The organism is Flavobacterium araucananum (assembly GCF_002222055.1).
GTDB classification, from domain to species: domain Bacteria; phylum Bacteroidota; class Bacteroidia; order Flavobacteriales; family Flavobacteriaceae; genus Flavobacterium; species Flavobacterium araucananum.
The window spans coordinates 1-21,885 of record NZ_MUGS01000064.1; the positions used below are offsets into that span (position 1 = coordinate 1).

Below are 21,885 nucleotides of genomic sequence, written 5' to 3' on the forward strand. Positions count from 1 at the left end.
TCTTTGTCCCATGTAGTAGCCCTAACGGGATATAAACCAGATTTGACTTTTTTAGAAAAAATGGGAATTGAATTGTCTGATGATGAACTAAAAACACCTACTTATAACCCGGAAACTATGGAAACCAATGTTGAAGGCTTATTTTTGGCAGGAGTCGTTTGTGGCGGGATGCACACGCATAAGTGGTTTATCGAGAATTCCCGTATTCATGCTACTATGATTGTAGATTATATTACTTCAAAGTAAAAAAGGTTGCCACTAATTTTACGAATTTACACAAATTAATTTTGAGCGTATTTAAAATTAAAAATTAGCGAAAATTCGTGAAATTAGTGGCAAAAAAAACTTTTATGAGCTACAGGAAAGCATCGAACACCCCACTTTAGATCGGGCCCAATCTGGTCGTTTTGCAAACCATTTTTGATATTCCGGTTGTTCATCATACGGTTTTTGCAACAGCGTATACAATTCGTCAATCAAGGAGTAATCTCCCTGATCTGCCGCATCAATTGCTAATTGTGACATATAATTGCGAAGCACATATTTAGGATTTATGGTATTCATCTTTTTAGAACGATCTTGATCTGAGAGTTTTTCAATACCTAATCTTTCTAAGTAAACAGTAAACCATTTTTTCCAGGAATCCAAAATAGCACCAGAAATTTCTTCAGGGATATAAAAAGAATCCTGAATTTTTGCTATTGCTTTTTCTGCCGAATCCGTTTTTTGAATTTTACTCAAATTTCTAAAAAACAGTGTCATATCAGTTTCAGACAATTGTAAAACGGTCTCTAAAGCTTCAATCAATTTATTGTCACTTTCAGTTAAAGTAAAGACCCCTAATTTACTTAAAAACATTACTTTATAGTCCGTATCAAAATCTGTAATAAACGATTCCAATATTTTTTCTAAAGGTTCAGCTTCATTAATTAAAGGATAGAGTGCATTTGCCAATTGGTACAAATTCCACTGTGCAATTTGGGGTTGATTCCCAAAACGGTATCTTCTGTTTTGGCTGTCTGTTGTATTAGGTGTCCAGTTTGGGTCATAGTTTTCTAACCACCCATAAGGACCATAGTCGATCGTGATTCCATGCACGGACATATTATCAGTGTTCATAACGCCGTGTACAAAACCAACGCGTTGCCAATGCAAAATCATTTCACGAGTTTTGTCTGCAACTGTTTGAAAGAATTGCAAGTACTGCTCCTTTGGTTCGCCTTTGATTTCCGGGAAGTAGTACTTGATAGTATACTCTACAAATTGTTTTAAGTTTTTGAGTTCATTTCGTGCCGTAAGCATTTCGAAACTTCCAAAACGAATAAACGATGGCGCTACACGACCAACAATAGCCCCTTTTTCGTAAGCAGGATTACCATTGTACAAAATATCACGTAAAACCTGGTCACCGGATAACATCAAAGAAAGCGATCGGGTAGTGGGAACGCCTAAGTGATACATCGCCTCGGCACATAAATATTCTCGTACCGAAGAACGTAAAACAGCCAAACCATCAGCAGTTCTGGAGTAAGGTGTTTTTCCGGCACCTTTTAGCTGAAGCATAAAAGATTGATTATTATGTTCCAGCTCTGTTAAATTAATGGCGCGACCATCGCCCAATTGTCCAGCCCAATTGCCAAATTGATGTCCTGCATAACACATGGCATAGGGACGGGTTTCAGGAAGAATCTCTTTTCCTGAAAAAACATTCAAAAATGATTCCGACTGAATTTCATTAACCGAAATTCCAATCAATTCAGCAACTTCTTTCGAAGCATGAATAAGTGCAGGTTTTGAGGGTACAGTAGGATTTACATAAGAGAAAACCGCATTAGAAACCTGACGGGTTTCATTTGCTTCATTCTCATCTGCGGGAAGTTCAGCCGTAAATCTGTTTTTTATTTTTATATTTTTCATTTGTGTGGTATTTATCTGCCACAGATTACACAGATCAAAATGATGATTAAAAATCTCTGTGAGATTTAAGAGTAAACCATAAAAAATCTTTTTTAATCCTTTTTGTGTGTGGCAAAACTTTTATTTAGTCAACTAGTTTATCTGCATACATTTTTTTCAATTTATGCACTTTAGGATCGATTACAATCTGGCAATAACGTGCATCCTGATTGTTGTTATAATAATTTTGATGGTCTTCTTCGGCGTTATAAAACACTTCAAAAGCAGTTAACTGCGTTACAATCGGATCATCATAAAAAGGTTTTACTTCTTCAAAAACCTGCTCTGCAATTTCTTTTTGTGCTGCATCATGATACAAAACAATAGAACGATATTGTGTTCCTGCATCTGCTCCCTGACGGTTTAAGGTCGTAGGATCATGACTTGTCATAAATATATAAATAAGGTCATGATATGAAATTATGTCAGGATCGAAGGTTACTTGTATCACTTCGGCATGACCGGTTCTGCCGGTGCAGACTTCGCGATACGGAGGATTTTTGATAAAACCTCCTGAAAATCCTGATTTTAAAGACTCTATTCCCTTTAAACGCTGAATTACAGCTTCAATACACCAAAAACATCCACCACCAAAAGTGGCTACTGATAAATTTTTCATTAAATAGTATTGTTTAAGTTTACTTGCCCTATTAATCTGATAGAATATGATGCTAAATTATTAAAAAAATGATAGTTTAACTAAAGATACACAACAGTTATGGAATGTTTGAAGTTTGCAATTGATAAATTCGCAATTATATAAAAAAGCAATATATTTGCAATCAAACTTAGGCACACCAATGAACAGCAAAAATAGTACCATCACATTAGAGACATATTTTCAGGATTTTAGGCAACATATTGTTGGTATCGAGCAGGAATTTACTTCTCCGTATGGCAAAAAAAAGATCATTTATACAGATTGGACTGCCAGCGGCAGATTATATCGCCCTATAGAGGAGAAACTTCTTAATGATTTTGGACCTTTTGTAGCCAATACTCATACAGAAACTACCGTGTCAGGTACTGCCATGACAAAAGCGTACCATCATGCCAGAAATATTATCAAACGTCATACAAATGCAAGTAATGATGATGTCCTGATCACTGATGGAACGGGAATGACTGGTGTTGTCAATAAATTTCAACGTATTTTAGGGCTTAAAATCCCTGAAAACCTAAAAGATTTTATTACTGTTCCTGCCGAAAAAAAACCAATTGTTTTTATTTCGCACATGGAGCATCATTCTAACCAAACCTCATGGTTAGAGACAATTGCCGATGTTGAAATTATTCCGTCTTGCGAAAAAGGACTTTTTTGCCTGGATAATTTAGCTTTATTATTAGAAAAATATGCAGACAGAACAATCAAAATTGCTTCTATAACATCATGTTCGAATGTTACAGGATTAAAAACTCCTTTTCATGAAGCTGCAAAATTAATGCACCAGCATCATGGAGTTTGTTTTGTAGATTTTGCCTGTTCAGGACCTTATGTAGAAATTGATATGCATCCTGAAGATCCGGAAGCTTATCTTGATGCTATTTTCTTCTCACCGCATAAATTCTTAGGCGGACCCGGAACTTCCGGAGTTTTGATCTTTAATAAAAAATTATACCATAATATGATTCCTGATTGTCCCGGCGGAGGAACCGTAAGCTGGACAAATCCTTGGGGAGAACATAAATATATAGACAATATCGAGGATCGTGAAGATGGCGGAACTCCAGGTTTTTTGCAGGTTATAAAAACGGCGTTGGCAATTGAGCTAAAAGAAGAAATGGGAATTGAAAACATTTTGCAACGCGAGCATGAAATTGTTGATTATGTTTTTGATGTATTGGGTACGGTTGAAAATATTAAAATTTTAGCAGGACAACATACAAATCGTTTGGGTGTAATATCCTTTTTTATCGAAGATCTTCATTTTAATCTTGGGGTTAAATTACTGAATGATAAATTTGGAATCCAGACTAGAGGAGGATGCAGTTGCGCGGGAACATACGGGCACTTTTTATTGCACGTAGATCAGGAAACTTCGAATAAACTGGTAAACGAAATCACGATTGGTGATTTGATAAAAAAACCGGGATGGATTAGAATGTCGATTCACCCAACTACAACAGATGCAGAAATTGCTTTTGTTTGTCAAAGTATTAAAGATATGGCTCAAAACCACCAAACCTGGGCTCTAGATTATTCTTATAATAAAAACACAAACGAATTTATCCATAAAAACGCAAATTCATTTGAAGATGAACTGGTTTCGGGCTGGTTTAAGTCTTAAGAATTGAATCAAGTTGATATTAGTAAACCCTACAAATTATAAAAATCTGTAGGGTTTGTTTTTTAGCTTGTACAGTTTCGATCGTTATTTCCTGAAAATTATAAATTTTTGATTTGCTCCCGACAGAGCTGGTATCTATTAATTTAAAAAATTATTTGGTTTCCTGAAATTTTCTAAGCGACAATAAGGCTTGCTCCTGGATTTTTTTATGAAAAAAACCAGTCCATCCTAATAAATATCCTGTAGGACCAAAAGCTTGTTTCGACCATTTCCAAACATCAAAACTATCCGTGTGTTTGATAATTAATCCGTCCTGAAAAGCAAATTCAGCCGAAATTCTATTGATTACCTTTCTATTGGTTTTACTAAAATTATAGGTAGCAACCCATTTTGCAGAACCAGAAAAGTCATCTGCTTTTATCTCCGAAAATTCAATTTTAAGATTGCCTTTGCTTTTTAAAATCAGCATTTGCCACATTTTAGAAACCTGATCTTCTTTTAGTAAGCCAAATGCAGGATCGATAAAATGAATTTTTGGATGGTAACATTCGCTCATTGTTTGAGCATCAGCATTTGCAAAAGCAGTATAGAATTTTGTAATTAAGGCTTCGTTAGCATTCATAGGAAAATAAAATTAGAGTATAAATATAAGATTTATTAGATAAATAATTTATTTATAAAGCACTAATTGCTGCTGCAGTATTAAATGTTTTTTTTGATTTATCGAAAGCTGTCGAAAAATATGAAGTTTTGCTTGAGGCGGTAAAATATCCTGTTTGATCGCCAAAAGCACTTGAGTTTCCTTTTACTATAAACCTAACGGCTTTAATATCAGTCTTTTTTAGCTTGTTCATTTCAGCTGGAGTAAAATAATAATAAGTAGATGTCTTGCCTGCAACACTCTCGTTACTGTTTTTATCTGTACAAGGAATAACATCTCCGTTTACCAGATCGACATAAAGACCACCCGAAATTCTGGTTTTGTCATTTGTTGTCTGGATTGTCAATTTTAAAACGCCTCCTTTTTCTGTCTTTGCAATTTGAACATTTGCTTCGCCGGTGTAAACATATTTTTCGCAAATAAAAGTATAGTTTTCTGTTGCGGGATAAGGCTTTGAATCCTTTATACTCATTGTTTCCTGAGCATTTGCAAATGTTGAAATTAACAGTACGATAAAAAGAGGCATTTTCAAATTCATAATTTTACTTTATTGATCAGTTAGTTTTGCGTCAAATTTTTCATCCCAATCCATTGATTTTATGGCTGAGATTAAATTATCCTCATTGACAAAAATGCGCAATTCTTTATTGGCTACTTTTTTTGTGTACAAGGCGTGATAGCGATACACAACTTCTTGTTTGGTTTTGTAAACGCCATCTAGTTTCAAGTCTATAAAACTTCCGTAATATTGTCTAAACCTCTGACACGTTTTGGTCAATCGTTCCTCGGTCGTATTTTCTCTCACTGATGGAGTGACTTCGGTTTCATTAAAAGGTTTAAATTTAGACGTATTGCAAGTTTCTAAAACTCGTTTTCCTAATTCGTAAGCTTTTTGTTGCTGATTAGCATTAATTTCTGCACTAGAAATTTTCTTGATCTTCAAATCTTCAGTATCTCTACTGATGTTTTTCGATTTACATCCAATTAACAACAACAAACATATAATCAATCCTGCTTTCTTCATAACTATTTAAGTAATTTTTAATAATAAGTTCGGGTCAGGACAATTTTCTATATAAAAGTTCAAATCATTTGTATTGCAAACTCCGGGATAATCACCAAAATACTCTTCAATATTTTTTATAATCTGAAAATGTACATGTGGTGCATAATCACCATTAACAGCTGAGTTTCCTAAAGTTCCAATTTTTTCACCTTTATTAAAAAACGTCCCAACGCTTAGGTTTTCTATACTTTCTAACGATAAATGTCCGTATAAAGTATAAAAAATTTCATTTTGAACAATATGCTCTAAAATAATTGTTGGTCCATAGTCTCCTAAACCCACATTATTTCTAAAACTGTGAACTTTTCCATCTAATGGCGCCAAAACTGCTGTATCGACTTTTGTCCATAAATCTAAACCTATATGTATGTTTCTTTCCGGAATTGATTCGTTTTTGAAAATAGTACTCCTTTGGTATAAGGTACGACCTTCTATATACCCGCCAAACGCAACCCTGGCATTATTGCGTTTTAAATAATCTGAAATGAAAGCTTCAAATTCTACCGCATTTTCAGGTTTACTATCGACCAATTCCTGATTGGTTACAGATAAATCTAAAGTAATATATTTTGAAAAATCGATATCAGAATCAATAATTTTAGTAGGTGGTAAGGCTTTTAGGATAGAGACAAGAGGTTTCATAAAATATAAAATTTAGGCGACTTTTTCAATAATTATCAATTCGTTATGTACTTCTACACGAGGCAGCATTTTTGAGGCAAACAATTCAGAATTTATTTCAGAAATATATTTTCGATTTCGAACATTATGCGCTTCATCCAAAATCATGGTATTGAACAAAACAAAACCATTACTTTTTAACAGAGAACAAATACGCCCGCTAAAAAAACTTTCGAATAAAAAATTAGGCATTTTTATATCTTCAAATATATCAATGATAATAAGATCATATTTATTCTTTGTTTTTAGAACAAATTCAAAAGCATCATCAATAACAATTTCCAGTTGTTTAATCTGATTGAGATTAAAATACTGATTTGCGATCTGAATCATATCAGGATCAATTTCGACACCGGTAATTTTTCCTTTATATTCGATTTCGTCTACCAGTGTTTTGATAACACTTCCGCCGGCAACTCCCAATACCAAAATATGATCCATATTACGGATTGTATCGTAACCTATATTTCGAAGTCCGTACCTTAATATACGTTGCAAACTTCCGTATGAATAATTGGTATTTTCAGAATCCAGCACTAATTCGCCATTTGCCCATGTTACTTCGATAATTTTACTTCTCTCTGATTTTTTCTTAAATATTTTTATTGGAATAATATAACTGAATAACTTTTGAATCATTTTTAAATGCTTTTACTCAAATTTACCACTTTAAATCTTTTATTTTGCAACAAAAAATAAATTTTAATGAAGAAACAGTTGTACAAATTCATCTTTTTTAAGCTAATGGGCTGGAAAATAGTAGGAATTGAAAATGCGGAGGTTAAAAAATGTGTGATGATGGTGATGCCTCATACAAGTAATCATGATTTTTATTTAGGAATTTTTACAAGAGGAATCTCCGGACTGGAAATGAACTGGGTTGGAAAGAAGGAATTATTTAAATTTCCGTTTGGTTATTACTTTAGAAGTGTAGGCGGTGAGCCTATTGATCGCACCGGTGGACTAAACAAAGTAGACTCTATAGCGGCTATATTCGAGCGAAAAGAAGTTTTTCGTCTGGCTGTTGCTCCGGAAGGAACCCGTACCGGGGTTACCGAAATCAAGAGTGGATTTTACTACATAGCCCTTAAAGCAAATGTGCCCATTGTTCCTGTTGCTTTTGACTGGGGCAAAAAAGAAGTAAATTTAGGTAAGCCATTTTTTCCTACAGGAGATTATGAAACTGACTTGTTGGTTTTGAAAAAGCATTATGAAGGTGTTTTAGGCAAAATTCCTCAAAATGGATTTCAGCTCTAAATTTTGGATCATTTTTAAGTTCCGCGAGAATCGCTTAAAAGAAAATAAAATTTAAAATTTTTCAAATATCCGATTTTTTCAAATTACGGGACATAAGCCTTAAAGGTTCCGTTTTTATAAAAAATAACTATTTTCTCAATTTCACTTTCTTCAGAATTTAAAATTTGACTTTTAATTTCTGGAGAAGTCTTGATTGTTGCTTTTGCTGTTTCTTTATAATAGGTTTCAGAAAATAAATCTTCTGCAACCAGATTCTCATTCACTAAAGTAGGAGTAGGAGTTTTTACTTTTTCTATAACTACGTCTTCATTTTTAGGAAAACTTCCTTTTCCGTTTAAGATCCAATATAGATCTACATCTGGAAAAACCTCCATAATTTTCATTACAAAATCTAAGCTGGGTTTGTTTCTGCCAGAAAGGAGGTGAGACATACTGGAACGCTGAACACCAATTCGATCCGCAAAAGAAGAGGCGTTTAAGGCATAATAATCCAATATAATTTCAAGACGTTTTACAAAATCATCGATGTTTACCATTGTAAATTATAGTTATTTAATCGGTTGTTTACAAATGTAATTAAAAGAAGCTAATAAACCTATTTTACACTTGTAAATTATGAATTATAAATAGTTTATAACAAACTCTTACTTTATATAATAAATCATAAATACTTAATAAGTAGCATATTAGTGTTTTCTATTTAAAGTAATAACATTTGTTAACTCAGATGGTTACTAATGTCTTAATAAACTTCAAAATACTGTTTACAATTATAAATTATAGCTTTTTTTAATTGTTTACAATTGTAAAAATAAAGATGTTTACTTTTGTAAACTAATCAAAACACAATGAATTTAGAAGAATTATTTACCCAATACAAAGAACAATCCATACAGGGACGTTACCTGACTTTAGATCATATCGAACCTTTATTAGAGAAACTAAATACGGATAATCAGGTACAAATAATTGGCAGATCTGTTTTAGATAAACCTATATATAGTTATCAAATTGGGACGGGAGCAACCCGTATTTATTTATGGTCCCAAATGCACGGAAACGAAAGCACTACTACTAAGGCACTATTTGATTATATTAATGTCTTAAACAGCGGATCTGAGTATGCTGAGAAAATGCTTAAAACATTTACTTTTTTGGCGATTCCGATTTTAAATCCCGATGGAGCTAAGTTATATACCCGAGAAAATGCCAATAAAGTAGACTTAAACAGAGACTCTCAAAATCTTACTCAGCCAGAAAGCAAGGTATTGAGATCTGTTTTTGAATCTTTTAAACCTCATTTTTGTTTTAATCTTCATGATCAGCGTACTATTTTTGGTGCAGGAACAACCGGTAAACCCGCAACTGTTTCATTTTTAGCACCTTCTTACAATGAAGAAAGAGAGGTAAATGAGAACCGATTAAAAGCTATAAATGTTATTGCGGGCATCAATGATGTCTTGCAAAAATACATTCCGGGACAAGTTGGTCGTTTTGATGATTCGTTTAATATCAATTGTATAGGAGATACATTTCAGTTTTTAGGAGTGCCTACAATTTTGTTCGAAGCAGGTCATTTTGCCAATGATTATGACCGCGAAATCACCCGAAAGCTCCTATTTTTCTCACTTTTTTCAAGTTTCGAACTGATTTGCGAAAACGATTTAGTTGATAATAGAATTAATGATTATTTGAATATTTCACAAAATAAAGTCGTTTTTTATGATTTTATGTATAAAAATATCAAAATAAATTATGATGGTATCGAAATTATTACGAATTTTGTCGCACAATACAAAGAAGAATTGATTGAAAATAAGATTCATTTTAACGCTTATATAGTTGAAGTGGGCGAATTGGAAAATTATTTTGGACATTTTGAATATGATGCAAAAGAAGCAATTTATTCTGATGACTTTAGTGGTTTTCCGAAATTGAATCAAAAAGCAGATTTTTATTTAAATAAAAATGTTAAATTTGTTAACGGATTGATAAAAAGTTAATTTTTATGTGAATTTGTTGTTTTTTATATATATTTTTATACTTTGTAATAGCAATTAGTAATATTAATTAAAGAATTATGAGTAAATTTCGTTTAGATGAAGTAGATCACCAGATTTTAGATATGTTAATAGACAATACGAGAGTTCCGTTTACTGACATTGCAAAAAAACTATTGATATCTGCTGGTACAGTGCATGTTAGGGTTAAGAAAATGGAAGACGCAGGGATAATAATGGGTTCTTCATTAGCTTTGGATTACGATAAATTAGGGTATTCATTTATTGCTTACGTAGGGGTGTTCCTTAATAATACGTCTCAAACCAAATTTGTATTAGAGCGAATCAATCAAATTCCGTTCGTAACAGTAGCTTCTGTAACGACAGGTAAATTCAATATTTTTTGCAAAATTAGAGCAAAAGATACTAAACACGCAAAAGAAGTTATCTTCATGATTGATGATATCGAAGGTGTTTACAGAACAGAAACTATGATTTCATTAGAAGAAAGTATAAACGATAAGAAGCGTTTGATGCATACTATTTTTAAAAATATGTAATACTTTCTTGAATGCTATATTAAAATATAACCTCAAGTTTATTCTTGGGGTTTTTTTATGACTAATTAACCAACCAACTACAACAGATTATGTACACGTTGCCTAAAATAGAACGTTTTAATCAAGATGTTCTCTCAAAATACCACATTTATAATAGTGTATTTATAACCCTGCCTTTTGATTCTATAGATAATACAGGTGTTTTACTACCTTTATTTACAGAGACTTGCGAAACAGGATTTAAAAAACAAGAAACACCAAAAGAAATTTTTGATTTTTTCTCGAACAGGTATTTAAACAATGCTTCTGAAACGGAGAAAATCGATTTAATGTTTCGATTTATTCAATATATCGAACGTCAGATTGTATTATTTGATGCAATAGAAGATGCGGCTTTTCCTGAAGTTAATAATATGGAAGGACGCGGATCTTTGCGAGATATTAAAGAGAAATCAGATGCTAAGGAAAAAGATGATGAATTGATCGAATTCTTAGAAAATTTTAATGTTAGAACAGTTTTAACTGCGCATCCAACTCAATTTTATCCAGGTCCTGTTTTAGGAATTATAAATGATTTGACGGATGCAATTCGTTCAAACGATTTATTACAAATAAAACAGCTTTTGGCACAATTAGGAAAAACACCTTTTATCCAGAACGAAAAACCCAATCCTTATGATGAAGCGGTTAGTTTGATCTGGTATCTGGAAAATGTGTTTTATGCTACATCCGGAGAAATTGTTCATTATTTACAAAAAAATATTCTTCAGGGAACTGCCATTCAAAATCAATTAATCAAACTTGGATTCTGGCCGGGAGGAGATCGTGATGGAAATCCTTTTGTAACTACAGAAATAACTTTGAAAGTTGCAGACCGTTTGCGTACTTCGATTTTAAAGTGTTATTATGTCGAAATGAGAAATCTAAAACGAAAGTTAACATTCTCAGGAGTAGATACTTTGGTTACAGAACTTGAACATAAACTTTATCGTTCCGTGTTTTATTCTAAAGGAGAAATTTACATTACTTTAGACGAATTACTGACACAGTTGAATTTGATTCGAGATATAATTATCGAAAAACATCAGTCTTTATATTTAGATGAATTAGAAGCTTTCCTGGTTAAAATAAACCTTTTTGGTTTTCATTTTGCTACATTAGATATTCGTCAAAACAGCAAAATTCATAATGTTGTATTCAAAGATGTTGTCAATTACTATTTGAATTCAGGTTCGAATATATTCCCAAAAAATTATTTTGAATTATCGGAGGGAGAAAAATTAGTGGTTTTATCTAAAGTCAAAGGAGATTTAAATCCGGCTCACTTTGAGGATGAAATAACAAAATCTACTTTAGAATCAGTTCAGGCTATAAAAACCATTCAGGAAGCTAATGGCGAATTTGGAGCAAATCGTTATATTATTAGTAATAACGAAAGCGCACTAAATGTAATGGAGACTTTTGCGATGATAAGATTAAACAATTGGGAGAATCCAACTGTTGATATAATTCCGCTTTTTGAGTCTGTAGATGATTTGCAAAATGCACATCAAATTATGGAGCAATTGTATACGAATCCGGAATATTCGAAACACCTGCAAGCAAGAGGAAATAAGCAAACGATCATGTTAGGTTTCTCTGACGGGACTAAAGATGGTGGTTATTTGATGGCGAACTGGAGTATTTATCAGGCAAAAATTGCTTTGACAGAAATCTCGAGAAAATACGGCATTAAAGCTATTTTCTTTGATGGTCGCGGTGGACCTCCGGCTCGTGGTGGTGGAAAAACACATAAATTTTATGCTTCTTTAGGTCCTAAAATTGAAAATAACGAAATTCAGATTACGGTTCAGGGACAAACGATTAGTTCTAATTTTGGAACTTTAGATTCTTGCCGTTATAATATCGAAAACTTATTAAGTGCCGGTGTTACGAATCAGGTATTTAGCAAAGGAAAAAATGAATTGAGTGACGAAGAAACTCAGATTTTAACGCAATTAGCCGGTTTAGGATATGATAAGTACTTAAGTTTTAAAAATCATCCGAAGTTTATTCCTTATTTAGAAAAAATGAGTACGTTAAAATACTATTCTAAAACTAATATTGGAAGTCGTCCGTCTAAACGCAGTAAATCTGAATCCTTAGATTTTGCAGATTTAAGAGCAATTCCTTTCGTGGGTTCATGGAGTCAACTGAAACAGAATGTTCCCGGATTTTTTGGTGTAGGATCTGCTTTAAAATATTTTGAAGAAAGTGGGCAATGGGACAAAGTTCAGGATTTATATCACAACTCTTTATTCTTTAAAACGCTTTTGGAAAATAGTATGATGTCATTGGCGAAATCATTTTTACCGTTGACGGCTTATATGAGAAATGATGCAGAGTTTGGCGAATTCTGGCAAATTATTTACGATGAGTTTTCAGAAACAAAACGTCTTTTGTTGAAAATAGCAGGTCATAAAACCCTGATGGAAAATTATCCTGATGGTATAGCATCAATTCAGGTAAGAGAACGTATTGTATTGCCATTGTTAACAATACAACAATATGCATTACTAAAAATAAACGAATTGAATAAAGAAAATAATGGTAATGAAGAGTTGATAAAAGTATACGAAAAAATCGTAACGAGATCACTTTTCGGAAACACGAATGCAAGTAGAAACTCAGCTTAATTAAGATTTTAACAACTACTGAAATATGAATTCAAGTCAATTATTAGAAACAGAATATTCCGGGCCTTTTGCCAATTATGTTCGCGAAGCCGGAGAAGGGAATCTGATCGAAGAATTAGAAATTTCGCTTCATGATTTTATAAGGTTTGTACAAAACATTCCGTTAGATAAATTTGATTATCGTTATGCCGAAGGGAAATGGACAATCAAAGATATCATTCAGCATTTGATAGATTGTGAGCGTATTTTTGCCTATAGGGCTTTGCGTTTCTCGAGAAATGATAAAACTCCATTGCCAGGATTTGAAGAAAATGATTATGTAGACAATACAAATGCAAATGGCAGAAGTATTCAGGATTTACTAACAGAATATTCAGCCTTAAGACATTCGACTTTATTATTTTATAAAAGCTTATCCCAGGAACAACTTAAGAGAACAGGAGTAGCTTCGACATTTGAAATTTCTGCCGGAGCTTTAGGTTTTGTAATCATTGGACATCAAAAGCATCATCAAAAAGTTTTTGAAGAAAGATATTTATAAGTTTTCCTTTTTAAAATAAAAAAATCCTAAATTCTACCAAACCTTTGGAATTAGAATTTAGGATTTTTTGTTTAGTAAACTTGACTCGTTTTTAAAACCTGTCAAGTTTGTCAGTTTTACAAGGATTCTCTTAAAGTCTGTCATTTCGAGAGACGAGACTCGAGCGGTAGCGAACAGAAGAAGTAAATCTTCGTAAAAAGCTCGACAAAGATTAGCACTTTTCTTTACGGAGTTACTTGCGAAGATTTCTCGTCTCTCGCAATGACATTACTTATTCCTTTCAACAATAGCAAGACCAAACCTTATCTTATCATAAGACATTTTTTCTTCAAAATAATCATAATAAGGTTTTAGAGCTGTTGGATATTCTAATTCTATTTGTGCCTTGTGAAGGGATTTAACATCATCATCAGAAACGAATTGGCTTAAATTAATATCATGACCATCAATATACAATTTCGCTAAATGCGAAACAATAGTGGTTTGTCCGAGCTTTCGTTTTCCGGAAATTTCTTCGACAGTATTGCCATTTTGAAACATTTCTAATGTTGTCTTATAAGTACTGCCTTCTTTTTTGGACTTCGCTTTCGTTTTTTTTGCATTTTCAAAATAAACAATTGCATCTATAAATTCCTGACCGTATTTTTCGAGTTTTGCTTTACCAACACCGTCGATAGCAAGAAATTCTTCGTCGCTCATTGGGCGCAAAGTTTCCATTTGTCTTAGTGCTGCATCACTAAAAATTACATAAGCCGGAACTTCTTCGTCCTGAGTAATTTCGTAACGCAATTTGCGCAGGATTTCAAAAAGAGTAATTTTGGTAGTTTTAGTTTTTGCTTCCTGGATTTCGTTTTTATCTGTTACTTTTTTAACAACGGTTGTCAATTGAACTTTTTCGCCATCAAACAAAACTTTTTTTGCAAAAGGAGTCAGTAATATTTTGTTGTGCTGATGAAAGGCAATTTCGCAATATCCTAAATTTATTAGCTGGATTAAGTACTGGTTCCAATCATACCATGAAATGTCAGTGCTAATTCCGTACGTTTTTAAGCTTTGATAATTTTTTTCGTAGATATACGCGTTTCTCGAGCCTCTTAAAAAATCTACAATTACTGCCAATGGCTCAGATTCCTGCAAACGACTAATAGCAGACAATGCTTTTTGCGCGAGAATCGTACCATCGAAAAATGTTGGAGGATTTTTGCAAATATCGCAATTACCGCAATTCTCTTTTACGAGTTCTCCAAAGTAGGAAAGCAGAATTTTTCGCCTGCAACTCAATGCATCGGCATATTGTTTCATTCTTTCTAATTTTGCCAGCTGGACATCTGAATTCAATCCTTCTGATGCAAATTTTTGCAGCTGTATCACATCGGCATAACTCTCAAACAAAACCGTTTCGGCAGGTAATCCGTCACGACCGGCACGGCCAATTTCCTGATAATAGCCCTCGATATTTTTAGGCAAATTATAATGAATTACCCAGCGCACGTTTGATTTGTCAATTCCCATTCCAAAAGCAATGGTTGCACAAACCACCTGACAATCATCGTTTATAAATTCGTCCTGTGTTTTTGCACGAAGTTTATTTTCTAAACCTGCGTGATATGCTTTGGCTTTTACACCATTTTTTTGCAATTTGAGTGCCAATTCTTCTGTTGTTTTTCTGCTCAGACAATAAATAATTCCTGATTCATTGGGTTTATTGTCTACAAAATCTATAATTTGCTTGACACGGTCTAATGCCGGACGAACTTCCAGACTAAGATTTTTTCGATCAAATGAAGCTACAAAAGTTTTAGGATTTCTTAACTTCAATTGTTTTGTGATGTCGGTTCGGGTTGCTTTATCGGCAGTTGCGGTCAAAGCAAGAACCGGAGTAGAAGGGAAGCGGCTTTTTAAATATCCCAAATTGGTATATGCCGGACGAAAATCATGTCCCCATGACGAAATACAATGTGCTTCGTCTATCGCAATCAAACTGATTGTCAGTTCATTAAAAACGACATCTAAATAGGATAAACTCTCGGGAGCTATATAAACAAGCTTGAATTTATTTGATTTTAAATTGTCGATATAAAATTGTTGTTCTTCGCTGGATTGACTGCTATTGATATAACAAGCATTAATTCCGTTGGTTTTCAGGCTATCGACCTGATCTTTCATCAAAGCAATTAATGGCGAAATAACAATTGTTATTCCGGGTAAAACCAAAGCAGGCAATTGAAAACATATTGATTTTCCGCCACCTGTAGGCATAATGGCTAAGGTATCCTGACCTGACAAAATCGTATTGATAATGGTTTCCTGATTGGGTCTGAATTTTTCGAATCCGAAATTTTCTTTTAGTTTGGCATGTAAAATTTCTGAAGTCATGGCATGATATTTTTAGAACCTTAAATATAGATCAAAAAGAATTAAAATATAGTATTTTTCTTATATTTAAAAATAATGTTTGTGTAGTTCATAAAAAAAGGAACCCGAATAGAGTTCCTTTAGTTTATTTTGAAAGAGATGAATTAATCTTCATCATCTTCATCGTCATCGTCACCACCATCAACATCCGGTTTGTCCAGATTATCATCGTCATCGTCATCATCAATATCATCATCAAGATCAAGACCTTTTACCGGTTCGATTGTATCAACATCTACGTCGATATCATCGTCTTCATCGTAATTTTCGATTCTGTCAGCAAGTTTAGTACTAATTTTTACTAAATAAATAGTGTCTTCAGTACGAACTTCAACAGCTTCGATCAATTCGTTTTTAGCATTTCTAAAACGGATTACATCCGAATCATCATAACCATCAGGAAATTTCTCTACCAAAAGGTTCAAAATTTCATTGGTAAGTTTAGCGTAGTCTACTATAACTCTTTTCATAAATATCCTATAAATCTAATAAGTAAGCAAAAATTAACGGAGCAACAATTGTCGCATCCGACTCAATAATAAATTTAGGGGTTTTAATATCTAATTTACCCCAAGTGATTTTCTCGTTTGGAACAGCTCCGGAATAAGATCCGTAACTAGTTGTTGAATCTGAAATCTGGCAAAAATAACTCCAAAACGGAATATCATGCATTTCCATATCCTGGTACAACATTGGCACCACACAAATAGGGAAATCTCCTGCAATACCACCACCAATTTGAAAAAATCCAATTCCGTTAGTGCTATTTTTAGGATACCAGTCTGAAAGGAAAACCATATATTCGATTCCTGACTTCATGGTAGAAGCTTTTAAATCTCCTTTGATTACGTACGAAGCAAAGATATTTCCCATTGTACTATCTTCCCATCCCGGTACAATAATAGGCAAGTTTTTCTCAGCAGCGGCATACATCCAGCTATCTTTTAAATCTATTTCATAATATTCTTCTAAAACGCCGGATAGCAACATTTTATACATAAATTCATGCGGAAAATAACGCTCACCTTTGTCATCAGCATCTTTCCAGATTTTGTAAATATGTTTTTGCAAACGACGGAATGCTTCATGCTCAGGAATACAAGTGTCTGTAACACGGTTTAATCCTCTTTCAAGCAAAGCCCATTCGTCTTCTGGTGTCAAATCACGGTAGTTAGGGACTCTTTCGTAATGAGAGTGTGCTACCAGGTTCATGATATCTTCTTCTAGATTGGCTCCAGTACATGAAATAATTTGTACTTTATCTTGTCTGATTATTTCGGCAAAAATTTTACCAATTTCTGCTGTACTCATAGCGCCAGCCATACTAACCATCATTTTAGCACCATTTGCCAATTGTTGTTCGTATGCTTTTGCAGCATCAACCAAAGAAGCAGAGTTAAAGTGTAAATAATGTTTTTCAATAAACTGACTGATTGGTCCTTTCATTTTGTTTTTGTTTTTTTGTTTTTTTTTGAATTAAAAGTTTAACCTTTTGGATGATACTGCAAATTAATAATTTTATATTTATTAACTTTTATTTTGCAGGTTTTTTTTTATACTTTTTTAGTATATCCTAAAATCTTTAATACATCGTCAGAAGTTTGTTGTTCTGAGAAAACTTCGGTCGCTAGAATCCCGTTTTCGTCACGATCTATTAAAATATGTTTAGGCTGCGGAATCAAACAGTGGTGCAAACCACCGTAACCTCCAATAGTTTCCTGATACGCACCAGTATTAAAGAAACCAATATAGAGTGGCTTTTCTTTGCTGTATTTAGGCAAATAAATAGCGTTCATATTTTGCTCTGAATTGTAATAATCGTCACTATCACAAGTCAAACCTCCTAATAAAACCCGCTCGTAAGTATCATTCCAGCGGTTTACTGCCAGCATAATAAAACGTTTATTTATAGCCCAGGTATCCGGCAAAGTGGTAATGAAAGAAGAATCAATCATATTCCATTTTTCTCTGTCATTTTGTTGTTTTTGGTACAAAATCTGATAGATTGCGCCACCGCTTTCACCTACTGTAAATGATCCAAATTCTGTAAAGATATTAGGAACATCAACTTCGGCTTCATCGCATGCTATTTTGATCTGATTGATAATTTCATCAATCATATATTGGTAATCATATTCGAATGCAAGAGAGTTTTTGATCGGGAAACCTCCTCCAATGTTTAATCCGTCAAGGGTAGGGCATTCCTTTTTTAGTGCAATATATACTTTTATACATTTTACTAACTCATTCCAGTAATAAGAAGTATCGTTTATTCCGGTATTGATAAAAAAGTGAAGCATTTTAAGCTCTAATCTATCATTTTCCTGAATTTGTTTTTTATAAAACGAAACAATGTTTTTATATCCAATACCTAATCTTGAAGTATAAAACTCAAATTTAGGTTCTTCTTCGGCGGCAATACGAATCCCGATTTTAAATTTCCCTTTAATTTCAGCCTGAAGCAAATCAAGTTCTTCATAATTATCAATAATCGGAATGGTGTTTTTATGTCCGCTATTGATTAATCGTGCGATATTAGTAATGTATTCGTCTCTTTTAAAACCGTTGCAAATAACATAAGTACTTTTGTTGATTTTACCATTTTCAAGTAAATTCTCTACGATATTAACGTCAAAAGCTGATGATGTTTCTATGTGAATGTTATTCTTGAAAGCTTCATTCATAATATATTCAAAATGAGAGCTTTTTGTACAATAGCAATAATAGTATTTTGCATCATACTTATTCTTTTCCATCGACTTTCTAAACCAGGCTTTAGCCTTATTAATGTTTTCGGAAATCTGAGGTAAATAAGTAAATTTTAGTGGCGTACCGTATTGTTCAACCAATTTCATCAAATCGATATTATGAAATTGTAAGTTGTCTTTGTTTAATTTAAATTCCGTTTGAGGAAAGTAGTATGTTTGATTTATTAAGTCAGAATATTTTGTATTCATTTAGTTTTCGATATTTAAGATTGTAATTTTTAATTTAGGAAACGGTACTAAACCTAAAATTCAAACCCTAATATTCGCAAATACAATTTGCAGTTTTTCGTGTTCTGCTTTTGAGTATAAAAAAACATCACAATTAAACGGACTTTTACTAGCATAAAAACGATTCAACATCCTTAGTAAGGAACTATTGAGCCGATTTCTGTAAGAACTAAATTGTCTTTGTTTATTGTTTGTTTTCATCGTGGCAAATGTAAAAAATAATATATACCTAAAGCAAAGCTTTTTATTAAAAAAAGTTTAAGATTTATAATCTTGAAACGCGTCTAGAATCAATTTATTTTCAACGGATTGATTAATTTTTATTTTCCCTATTCCTTCAATTAAGGCAAATTGAATTAAACCGTATTCATTTTTTTTGTCGTGAATTAACAATTCTAAGATCGGATCGATGTCATTTTCATCGATTTTAACATCATCATAAATTCCTTTTATTGCGGTCTTAATTTGAGCATATTCTGCCTCGTTAATTAAGTTTTTATGCAAAGAGATATAACTTTCTAAAATCATTCCAATTGCAATTGCTTCTCCGTGCAATAATGTTGTTTTAGTTTCACTTTCCAGAAAGTAGCTTTCGATGGCGTGTCCCAGAGTATGTCCAAAATTTAATGCTTTACGAATATTTTTTTCTGTTGGATCCTGAATTACAATATCATTTTTAATTTCTACAGAACGATAAATTAAGGCATCAAAATCAGCAAAATCAATGGCTTTCAGGTCTAAAAACTGTTTCCAGTATGCAGCATCATAGATCAGGCCATGTTTTAGCATTTCGGCAAGACCGGAACGCATCTCGCTTTGTGGCAAAGTTTCAAGATAATCAGTGTCAATTAATACCATTTGAGGTACGTTAATAACGCCTATCTGGTTTTTAAGATTTCCTAAATCTACCCCTGTTTTTCCTCCAACAGAAGCATCTACCATAGATAATAAGGTTGTTGGAATGTTTATAAAATCAACGCCGCGTTTGAAAGTCGAAGCTACAAATCCGCCTAAATCAGTCACAACACCACCACCCAGATTAATAACAAGCGATTTTCTATCAGCACCAAGTTCGGTAAGTACTTTCCAGATTTCGATACAGGTTTCTATATTTTTATTGATTTCTCCGGCTTCAAATTCAATTATTTCAATGGTTAAATCCGTTTCAAGTAAGGGCAAAAACTTAGGCAAGCAATGTTCATTTGTCTCATTATCAACTATAATAAACAAATTAGAGTATTTATTTTCTTTTAAATGATTATTTAGGGCTTCGTATGCATTTTGGTTGAAATGAACGAGATAATTATTAGCTTGAATTGATTGCATATTTCTGTAGTTAATTGAAACCGCAAAATAAGGCATTTTTAAGGAAATAATATTCAAACTTTTGCTCTAATTTGTTTTAAAACGAATGATTCTAATTAACGTTTTGGGTATTTATTTTATTTTTTTGATCCTAAATTTTCATATCGAAGTAAAGTCTTACTTATTCATTTAGTGGTTTTGATAATCTTATTACTGATATTAAAAATTATGATACCTTTTGGTGAATAATATTCAAAACTCTATCTATATTTGCATAAAAAACTGACCTTAATGGAAAAAATATTCGATAACACTCAGGTTGCATTTTCGCTAAAAAGCGATACAGAACTTGATAGAGCTTATTTTCTTTTTAAAATGATCGACAGCCAACCCTTAGTAAGGATAGGAACTGCTGTTACCAATTTTGCTCTTAAAGCAAATCTTCCGGTAGAAGGATTAATTCGTGCAACTGTTTTTGACCATTTTTGTGGTGGTGTAAACGAAGACGATTGTATTACAGTAGTAGACAAAATGTTTACCAAAGGGGTTTCGTCTGTATTAGATTATTCAGTTGAAGGAAAAGAAGAAGAAGAGCAGTTTGATGCTGCTTTAGAAATGACTTTAAAAACAATCGAATTTGCCAAAGAACGTTTAGCGATTCCGTTTGCTGTTTTTAAACCTACAGGTTTTGGTCGTTTTGAATTGTATGAAAAATTAGGAGAAAAACAAGCACTGACCCTGGCTGAACAAGCAGAGTGGGATAGAGTAGTAGCCCGTTTTGATCATGTTTGTGGTGAAGCGCACAAAAAAGATGTGGCTTTGTTAATTGATGGTGAAGAAAGCTGGATGCAGGATGCTGCTGATGATTTGGTTACCAATATGATGCGCAAATACAACAAAGAAAAAGCAATCGTTTTTAATACTTTACAAATGTACCGCTGGGACCGTTTGGATTATTTAAAAAAATTGCATGAAGTTGCCAAAAATGAAGGCTTTTTTATTGGAATGAAGCTGGTTCGTGGTGCTTATATGGAAAAAGAAAACAAAAGAGCGGAAGAAAAAAATTATGTTTCGCCAATTTGTGTTTCTAAAGAAGCTACAGATATTAATTATGATGCTGCTGTACATTATATGTTGGAGCATTTGGATATTATGTCAATTTTTGCAGGGACTCACAATGAATTGAGTTCTTATAAATTGATGGAAATGATGCAGGAAAAAGGAATTGCCAAAAACGATAACAAAATCTGGTTTGGACAATTGTACGGAATGAGTGATAATATTAGTTACAATCTTGCCGAAAACGGTTATAATGTTGCTAAGTATTTACCATTTGGACCTGTAAAAGATGTTATGCCGTACCTGATTCGTCGTGCCGAAGAGAATACTTCTGTAGCGGGACAAACAAGTCGCGAATTATCGATGATCAAAGCCGAACGCAAACGTAGAAAAGGGAAATAGTCCTCAGTCACAGTTACGGTTTA

General features: G+C 33.1%; 21 protein-coding genes. 8 read left to right on the plus strand and 13 right to left on the minus strand.

Going from position 1 to position 21,885, the window contains the following annotated elements; all coding sequences use genetic code 11:
- Nucleotides 1-246: NAD(P)-binding domain-containing protein (locus B0A64_RS22310; RefSeq protein ID WP_165769863.1), on the plus strand; the 246-nt coding region annotated here is incomplete at its 5' end.
- Nucleotides 247-348: 102 nt separating this feature from the next.
- Here the strand turns inward: B0A64_RS22310 and B0A64_RS22315 are convergent.
- Nucleotides 349-1,917 (minus strand): protein adenylyltransferase SelO, encoded by a 1,569-nt coding sequence (locus B0A64_RS22315; RefSeq protein ID WP_089481682.1) that lies wholly within the window; start codon nt 1,915-1,917, stop codon nt 349-351.
- Nucleotides 1,918-2,041: 124 nt separating this feature from the next.
- Nucleotides 2,042-2,575 (minus strand): peptide-methionine (S)-S-oxide reductase MsrA, encoded by a 534-nt coding sequence (msrA, locus tag B0A64_RS22320; RefSeq protein ID WP_089481683.1) that lies wholly within the window; start codon nt 2,573-2,575, stop codon nt 2,042-2,044.
- 181 nt (nt 2,576-2,756) lie between these two features.
- Here msrA and B0A64_RS22325 point away from each other — a divergent pair, with 181 nt between their 5' ends.
- Nucleotides 2,757-4,244, plus strand: coding sequence for an aminotransferase class V-fold PLP-dependent enzyme (locus B0A64_RS22325; protein WP_089481684.1), 1,488 nt, complete (start codon nt 2,757-2,759; stop codon nt 4,242-4,244).
- 151 nt (nt 4,245-4,395) lie between these two features.
- Here B0A64_RS22325 and B0A64_RS22330 read toward each other — a convergent pair whose 3' ends face one another.
- From B0A64_RS22330 to B0A64_RS22350, 5 genes are read right to left on the minus strand one after another with little or no spacing between them, the layout of a single operon-like run.
- Nucleotides 4,396-4,866 carry a nuclear transport factor 2 family protein gene (locus B0A64_RS22330; protein WP_089481685.1) on the minus strand — a complete coding sequence of 157 codons (471 nt, stop codon included), beginning with the start codon at nt 4,864-4,866 and terminating at the stop codon, nt 4,396-4,398.
- 52 nt (nt 4,867-4,918) lie between these two features.
- A complete protein-coding gene (locus B0A64_RS22335; protein ID WP_089481686.1) occupies nt 4,919-5,443 on the minus strand; it encodes a hypothetical protein in 525 nt (174 codons plus the stop codon).
- Between the two features lie 9 nt (nt 5,444-5,452).
- Nucleotides 5,453-5,929 (minus strand): hypothetical protein, encoded by a 477-nt coding sequence (locus B0A64_RS22340; RefSeq protein ID WP_089481687.1) that lies wholly within the window; start codon nt 5,927-5,929, stop codon nt 5,453-5,455.
- A 6-nt stretch (nt 5,930-5,935) separates the two neighbouring features.
- A complete protein-coding gene (locus tag B0A64_RS22345) occupies nt 5,936-6,613 on the minus strand; it encodes a peptidoglycan DD-metalloendopeptidase family protein (protein ID WP_089481688.1) in 678 nt (225 codons plus the stop codon).
- Between the two features lie 12 nt (nt 6,614-6,625).
- Nucleotides 6,626-7,291, minus strand: coding sequence for a spermidine synthase (locus B0A64_RS22350; protein WP_089481689.1), 666 nt, complete (start codon nt 7,289-7,291; stop codon nt 6,626-6,628).
- Nucleotides 7,292-7,357: 66 nt separating this feature from the next.
- Here B0A64_RS22350 and B0A64_RS22355 point away from each other — a divergent pair, with 66 nt between their 5' ends.
- On the plus strand, nt 7,358-7,909 hold the full coding sequence (locus tag B0A64_RS22355) for a 1-acyl-sn-glycerol-3-phosphate acyltransferase (protein ID WP_089481690.1): 552 nt from the start codon (nt 7,358-7,360) through the stop codon (nt 7,907-7,909).
- A gap of 83 nt (nt 7,910-7,992) precedes the next feature.
- Here B0A64_RS22355 and B0A64_RS22360 read toward each other — a convergent pair whose 3' ends face one another.
- Entirely contained in the window at nt 7,993-8,445 is a 453-nt protein-coding gene (locus B0A64_RS22360) for a helix-turn-helix domain-containing protein (RefSeq protein ID WP_089481691.1), read from the minus strand.
- A gap of 312 nt (nt 8,446-8,757) precedes the next feature.
- On the opposite strand from B0A64_RS22360, the gene B0A64_RS22365 reads away from it, so the two are divergent.
- The 4 genes from B0A64_RS22365 to B0A64_RS22380 all read left to right on the plus strand — a co-directional run bounded on the left by B0A64_RS22365 (nt 8,758) and on the right by B0A64_RS22380 (nt 13,685).
- Nucleotides 8,758-9,912, plus strand: coding sequence for a M14 family metallopeptidase (locus B0A64_RS22365; RefSeq protein ID WP_089481692.1), 1,155 nt, complete (start codon nt 8,758-8,760; stop codon nt 9,910-9,912).
- 77 nt (nt 9,913-9,989) lie between these two features.
- A complete protein-coding gene (locus tag B0A64_RS22370; protein WP_007805990.1) occupies nt 9,990-10,469 on the plus strand; it encodes an Lrp/AsnC family transcriptional regulator in 480 nt (159 codons plus the stop codon).
- A gap of 89 nt (nt 10,470-10,558) precedes the next feature.
- Complete coding sequence (locus tag B0A64_RS22375; RefSeq protein ID WP_089481693.1) at nt 10,559-13,144, plus strand: phosphoenolpyruvate carboxylase; 2,586 nt, start codon at nt 10,559-10,561, stop codon at nt 13,142-13,144.
- Between the two features lie 25 nt (nt 13,145-13,169).
- A complete protein-coding gene (locus B0A64_RS22380) occupies nt 13,170-13,685 on the plus strand; it encodes a DinB family protein (RefSeq protein ID WP_089481694.1) in 516 nt (171 codons plus the stop codon).
- Nucleotides 13,686-13,952: 267 nt separating this feature from the next.
- Here the strand turns inward: B0A64_RS22380 and recQ are convergent, their stop codons facing one another.
- The 5 genes from recQ to aroB all read right to left on the minus strand — a co-directional run bounded on the left by recQ (nt 13,953) and on the right by aroB (nt 20,422).
- On the minus strand, nt 13,953-16,061 hold the full coding sequence (recQ, locus tag B0A64_RS22385; protein WP_089481695.1) for a DNA helicase RecQ: 2,109 nt from the start codon (nt 16,059-16,061) through the stop codon (nt 13,953-13,955).
- Between the two features lie 143 nt (nt 16,062-16,204).
- Nucleotides 16,205-16,570, minus strand: a complete 366-nt coding sequence (locus B0A64_RS22390; RefSeq protein ID WP_089481696.1) for a DNA primase — start codon at nt 16,568-16,570, stop codon at nt 16,205-16,207.
- 7 nt (nt 16,571-16,577) lie between these two features.
- A complete protein-coding gene (locus B0A64_RS22395) occupies nt 16,578-17,546 on the minus strand; it encodes a deoxyhypusine synthase family protein (RefSeq protein ID WP_065450200.1) in 969 nt (322 codons plus the stop codon).
- 107 nt (nt 17,547-17,653) lie between these two features.
- Entirely contained in the window at nt 17,654-19,057 is a 1,404-nt protein-coding gene (locus B0A64_RS22400; protein WP_089481697.1) for a type III PLP-dependent enzyme domain-containing protein, read from the minus strand.
- A 297-nt stretch (nt 19,058-19,354) separates the two neighbouring features.
- Nucleotides 19,355-20,422 carry a 3-dehydroquinate synthase gene (gene aroB, locus B0A64_RS22405; RefSeq protein ID WP_089481735.1) on the minus strand — a complete coding sequence of 356 codons (1,068 nt, stop codon included), beginning with the start codon at nt 20,420-20,422 and terminating at the stop codon, nt 19,355-19,357.
- Between the two features lie 270 nt (nt 20,423-20,692).
- On the opposite strand from aroB, the gene B0A64_RS22410 reads away from it, so the two are divergent.
- The gene (locus B0A64_RS22410; RefSeq protein ID WP_089481698.1) at nt 20,693-21,862 is read left to right on the plus strand and encodes a proline dehydrogenase family protein; all 1,170 of its coding nucleotides are present in this window, start codon (nt 20,693-20,695) and stop codon (nt 21,860-21,862) included.
- Nucleotides 21,863-21,885 lie beyond the last annotated feature (23 nt).

Bases quoted from the DNA above. Each gene is read 5' to 3' on its own strand.
- B0A64_RS22400 (WP_089481697.1), bottom strand. From the start codon at position 19,057: ATGAATACAAAATATTCTGACTTAATAAATCAAACATACTACTTTCCT.
- B0A64_RS22335 (WP_089481686.1), bottom strand. From the start codon at position 5,443: ATGAATTTGAAAATGCCTCTTTTTATCGTACTGTTAATTTCAACATTT.
- B0A64_RS22355 (WP_089481690.1), top strand. From the start codon at position 7,358: ATGAAGAAACAGTTGTACAAATTCATCTTTTTTAAGCTAATGGGCTGG.
- B0A64_RS22370 (WP_007805990.1), top strand. From the start codon at position 9,990: ATGAGTAAATTTCGTTTAGATGAAGTAGATCACCAGATTTTAGATATG.
- B0A64_RS22350 (WP_089481689.1), bottom strand. From the start codon at position 7,291: ATGATTCAAAAGTTATTCAGTTATATTATTCCAATAAAAATATTTAAG.
- B0A64_RS22390 (WP_089481696.1), bottom strand. From the start codon at position 16,570: ATGAAAAGAGTTATAGTAGACTACGCTAAACTTACCAATGAAATTTTG.
- B0A64_RS22325 (WP_089481684.1), top strand. From the start codon at position 2,757: ATGAACAGCAAAAATAGTACCATCACATTAGAGACATATTTTCAGGAT.
- B0A64_RS22345 (WP_089481688.1), bottom strand. From the start codon at position 6,613: ATGAAACCTCTTGTCTCTATCCTAAAAGCCTTACCACCTACTAAAATT.
- B0A64_RS22365 (WP_089481692.1), top strand. From the start codon at position 8,758: ATGAATTTAGAAGAATTATTTACCCAATACAAAGAACAATCCATACAG.
- B0A64_RS22410 (WP_089481698.1), top strand. From the start codon at position 20,693: ATGGAAAAAATATTCGATAACACTCAGGTTGCATTTTCGCTAAAAAGC.
- B0A64_RS22360 (WP_089481691.1), bottom strand. From the start codon at position 8,445: ATGGTAAACATCGATGATTTTGTAAAACGTCTTGAAATTATATTGGAT.
- B0A64_RS22395 (WP_065450200.1), bottom strand. From the start codon at position 17,546: ATGAAAGGACCAATCAGTCAGTTTATTGAAAAACATTATTTACACTTT.
- B0A64_RS22380 (WP_089481694.1), top strand. From the start codon at position 13,170: ATGAATTCAAGTCAATTATTAGAAACAGAATATTCCGGGCCTTTTGCC.
- msrA (WP_089481683.1), bottom strand. From the start codon at position 2,575: ATGAAAAATTTATCAGTAGCCACTTTTGGTGGTGGATGTTTTTGGTGT.
- recQ (WP_089481695.1), bottom strand. From the start codon at position 16,061: ATGACTTCAGAAATTTTACATGCCAAACTAAAAGAAAATTTCGGATTC.
- B0A64_RS22315 (WP_089481682.1), bottom strand. From the start codon at position 1,917: ATGAAAAATATAAAAATAAAAAACAGATTTACGGCTGAACTTCCCGCA.
- B0A64_RS22330 (WP_089481685.1), bottom strand. From the start codon at position 4,866: ATGAATGCTAACGAAGCCTTAATTACAAAATTCTATACTGCTTTTGCA.
- B0A64_RS22375 (WP_089481693.1), top strand. From the start codon at position 10,559: ATGTACACGTTGCCTAAAATAGAACGTTTTAATCAAGATGTTCTCTCA.
- aroB (WP_089481735.1), bottom strand. From the start codon at position 20,422: ATGCAATCAATTCAAGCTAATAATTATCTCGTTCATTTCAACCAAAAT.
- B0A64_RS22340 (WP_089481687.1), bottom strand. From the start codon at position 5,929: ATGAAGAAAGCAGGATTGATTATATGTTTGTTGTTGTTAATTGGATGT.